Annotated in this window: 5 protein-coding genes; 4 read left to right on the top strand and 1 reads right to left on the bottom strand. The window is 69.5% G+C overall.

Annotation, left to right across the window (positions count from 1 at the left end):
• On the bottom strand, positions 1-224 hold a 224-nt coding region (locus tag ABFS34_16310), incomplete at its 3' end, for a hypothetical protein (GenBank protein ID MEN8376988.1).
• Between the two features lie 141 nt (positions 225-365).
• Here ABFS34_16310 and ABFS34_16305 point away from each other — a divergent pair.
• The 4 genes from ABFS34_16305 to ABFS34_16290 all read left to right on the top strand — a co-directional run.
• The gene (locus ABFS34_16305; GenBank protein MEN8376987.1) at positions 366-1,568 is read left to right on the top strand and encodes an ATP-grasp domain-containing protein; all 1,203 of its coding nucleotides are present in this window, start codon (positions 366-368) and stop codon (positions 1,566-1,568) included.
• 2 nt (positions 1,569-1,570) lie between these two features.
• Positions 1,571-2,488, top strand: a complete 918-nt coding sequence (locus ABFS34_16300; protein MEN8376986.1) for a CoA-binding protein — start codon at positions 1,571-1,573, stop codon at positions 2,486-2,488.
• A 3-nt stretch (positions 2,489-2,491) separates the two neighbouring features.
• Positions 2,492-2,710, top strand: a complete 219-nt coding sequence (locus tag ABFS34_16295; GenBank protein ID MEN8376985.1) for a hypothetical protein — start codon at positions 2,492-2,494, stop codon at positions 2,708-2,710.
• Positions 2,707-3,175, top strand: a 469-nt coding sequence (locus ABFS34_16290) for a hypothetical protein (protein ID MEN8376984.1), incomplete at its 3' end; no start/stop codon positions are given. The genes ABFS34_16295 and ABFS34_16290, both read left to right, overlap by 4 nt.

Here is a 3,175-nt window from a genome sequence, read left to right as displayed (position 1 = left end):
TCCGCGATGTTCACGGTGTCCGCGGTCGAGGCGTGGTCGATGTTGTGCTCGGCCGAGACCGCGAGGATGCGCAGGTGGACATCGGTCGCGCCCAGCTCGGGGAGCTCGAGGGTGTCGAGGGCCACGACGTTCGCGACGTCGAACTTTCCGAGATCCCCCCCGACGCGCTCCTTTTCGCGGGCGATGGCATCGGCGGAGATCGAGTAGGCGGCAACGCTCGGCATGGGGCCTCCAAGTAGACCCGGGAGGGTACCCCGGCGGCCCCCGCGGCGCAGCCGGGAGGCGTTGCCCCGCCGTCGGAAAGCGCATAAGGTACGCGGTCTTGCGGGCGCGATGCAGATACGGCGCCCGGCGCCGAGGGGACCATGCGCTTCTACGAGTACGAGTCGAAGGCCCTGTTCCGAAGGCGCGGGCTCCCGCTCGGAAAGGGCCGGGTGGTGGCGAGCGAGACCGAGGCGCGCGAGGCCGCGGCGGAGATCGACGGCCCCGTCGTCGTGAAGTCGCAGGTGCTCTCGGGCGGCCGCATGAAGGCGGGCGCCGTGCAGTTCGCGGACACGCCCGACGAGGCGGCCGCGAAGTACGCCGAGGTCCTCCCGATCGTCGTCAAGGGAGAGAAGGCGCGCTGCGTGCTCATCGAGGCCAAGAGCCCGGTCGCCAAGGAGTACTTCGCGTCGGTGACGTGGGACGGCCGCCGGAAGCTGCCCGTGCTGCTGTTCAGCGACATGGGCGGCATCGACATCGAGGAGGTGGCCGAGCAGCACCCCGAGCACCTCTCGCGCACCCACTTCTCGACCATCCTCCCACTCAGCGAGCGGATCGCGAAGGAGGCGATCTCCGCCGTCGGCGTCACGGGCCCCGACCTCGTGCGCCTGACGCCCATCGTCTTCGCGCTGATGAAGCTGTTCCTCGAGTACGACCTCACGCTCGCCGAGATCAACCCGCTGGCGCGCCTCGAGGACGGCAAGTTCCTGGTGCTCGACGGGCACGTCGACATGGAGGCCGAGGCGCGCGGCAGCCACAAGGCGCTGCTCACCGAGCTCGGCATCGGCGAGGACGAGACGCGCCAGGCGCGCCCGCCGACGCCCTTCGAGCTCGAGGCGGCGCGGCTGAACGCCGTCGACCACCGTGGCATCGCCGGCAATGTGGTCGAGTTCGACGGGAACCTGGGCCTCGTGATCGGCGCCGGCGGCGGCTCGCTCACGCTCTTCGACGCGGTCCGCAAGCACGGGGGGAAGCCCGCGAACTACTGCGAGATCGGCGGCAACCCGAGCATGTCGAAGGTGCGCAACCTGACGCGGCTGCTGCTCTCGAAGCCGGGTATCGAGAAGATCGCGGTGATGATGAACGTCGTCTCGAACACGCGCGTCGACATCGTGGCGCGCGGCGTGATCTCGGGCTGTCTCGACGCGGGCAAGGACCCCGCCGAGGCGGTCGCCATCTTCCGCATTCCCGGCTCGTGGGAGGAAGAGGGCTTCAAGATCCTCTCGAAGTACGGCGTCGACTACTGCGACCGCAGCGTCTCGATGTACGAGGCCGCCGGCCGCGCCGTGGCGAAGATGGCGAGCTAGCCATGTCCATCCTGATCTCCAAGGACACGACCTTCATCGTGCAGGGCATCACCGGCCGCGAGGCCGTGAACCTGACGCGCGAGAACCTGGCCTACGGCGCGAAGATCATCGGCGGCGTCACCCCGGGCCGCGCCGGCCGCGACGTCTACGGCGTGCCCGTCTACGACACCGTGCGCGACGTGGCGGCGAAGCACGGCACACCCGACGGCGCCGTGGTCTGCGTGCCGCCGCGCTTCACGCGCGACGCCGTCTTCGAGGCGCTCGAGAACGGCGTGAAGCTGATCGTCGTCGTCACCGAGAACATCCCGCGCCGGGAGGTGGCGCAGATGGTGGAGCTCGCGGGCCTGCGCGGCGCCCGCATCATCGGCCCGAACTGCCTCGGCATCATCTCGCCGGACGAGGCCAAGATGGGCGGTGTCGGCGGCCCCGCCGCGAACACGCGACAGGCGTACGTGAAGGGCCCGATCGGCGTGATGTCGCGCTCCGGCGGCATGACCACCGAGATCGCCTCCACGCTCACGGCCGCCAGCCTCGGTCAGAGCACGTGCGTCTCGATCGGCGGCGACGCCATCGTGGGCACGACGTACGCCGAGCTGATGCCGCTGTTCGCGGCCGACCCCGAGACGAAGGCGATCGCGATCTACTCCGAGCCCGGCGGCCGCATGGAGGCCGAGCTCGCCGAGTGGGTGAAGGCGAACCGCTCCGAGCTCCCGATCGTCGCGTTCCTCGCCGGCCGCTTCATGGACGAGATGCGGGGCATGCGCTTCGGCCACGCCGGCACCATCGTCGAGGGCAAGGAAGACACGACGGCCGAGAAGATCGCCCGCATGGAGTCCGCCGGGATCTCGGTCGCGGAACGCATCGAGGAGATCCCCGGCCTGATCAAGAAGCGCCTCGCGGCGCAGGGCGTGGAGGTCTAGCCGATGCCCGGTCGCTTCATCGACGTGGAAGTGGATCCCGCGGTCACCAAGGACCCGGCCCTCGCCAAGAAGCTCGAAGAGGTCTGCGCGGTCGACATCTTCGCCCGGAACGAGGACGGTACGCTTCGTCTCGTGGAGGAGAACCTCGACGAGTGCGTGCTGTGCGACCTCTGCCTCGAAGTGGCACCGGGGAAGGTGCAGGTGGTGAAGCTCTACGAATGAGAGCGGTCCTCGTCGCGCTGCTGACCGTCGCGCTCACGGCGTCCGGCTGCGCGGCGAGCGGTCCGAAGCGGAGCGCGGCGGACCACTACCTGCGCTACGTCGGCTTCGAGCTTCCCTTCAACGAGAATGTGCTGCTTCACTGGTCGCGCAGGCAGATGCCCCTTCGCGTGCACCTGCCGGTCCCGCCCGACGGCTTCTACATCGACCCGCTCGCAGTGCACGACGTCGTCCGCGACGGCGTGACGGACTGGGCCGACGTCGTCGAGCCGGGCCTGCCGAGCTTCACCTTCGTGGACGCACCCGGCGAAGCAGACATCCACATCGCGTGGGCGTTCGAGCCCCCCGACCCGAGCTGGTACGTCGCCCACTGTGTATACGCACAGACGCTCACGTCGAAGCGCTTCGGTGTCGACCGCATCCTGGTCACCGCGCGCTGGCGAGGCGAGGAGCCCTCCCTCGACACGA

It is taken from the genome of Gemmatimonadota bacterium (assembly GCA_039715185.1).
GTDB lineage: Bacteria > Gemmatimonadota > Gemmatimonadetes > Longimicrobiales > RSA9 > DATHRK01.
The sequence above is the reverse complement of the archived record's forward strand: the minus strand, read 5'-3'. Positions and strand labels throughout refer to the sequence as shown.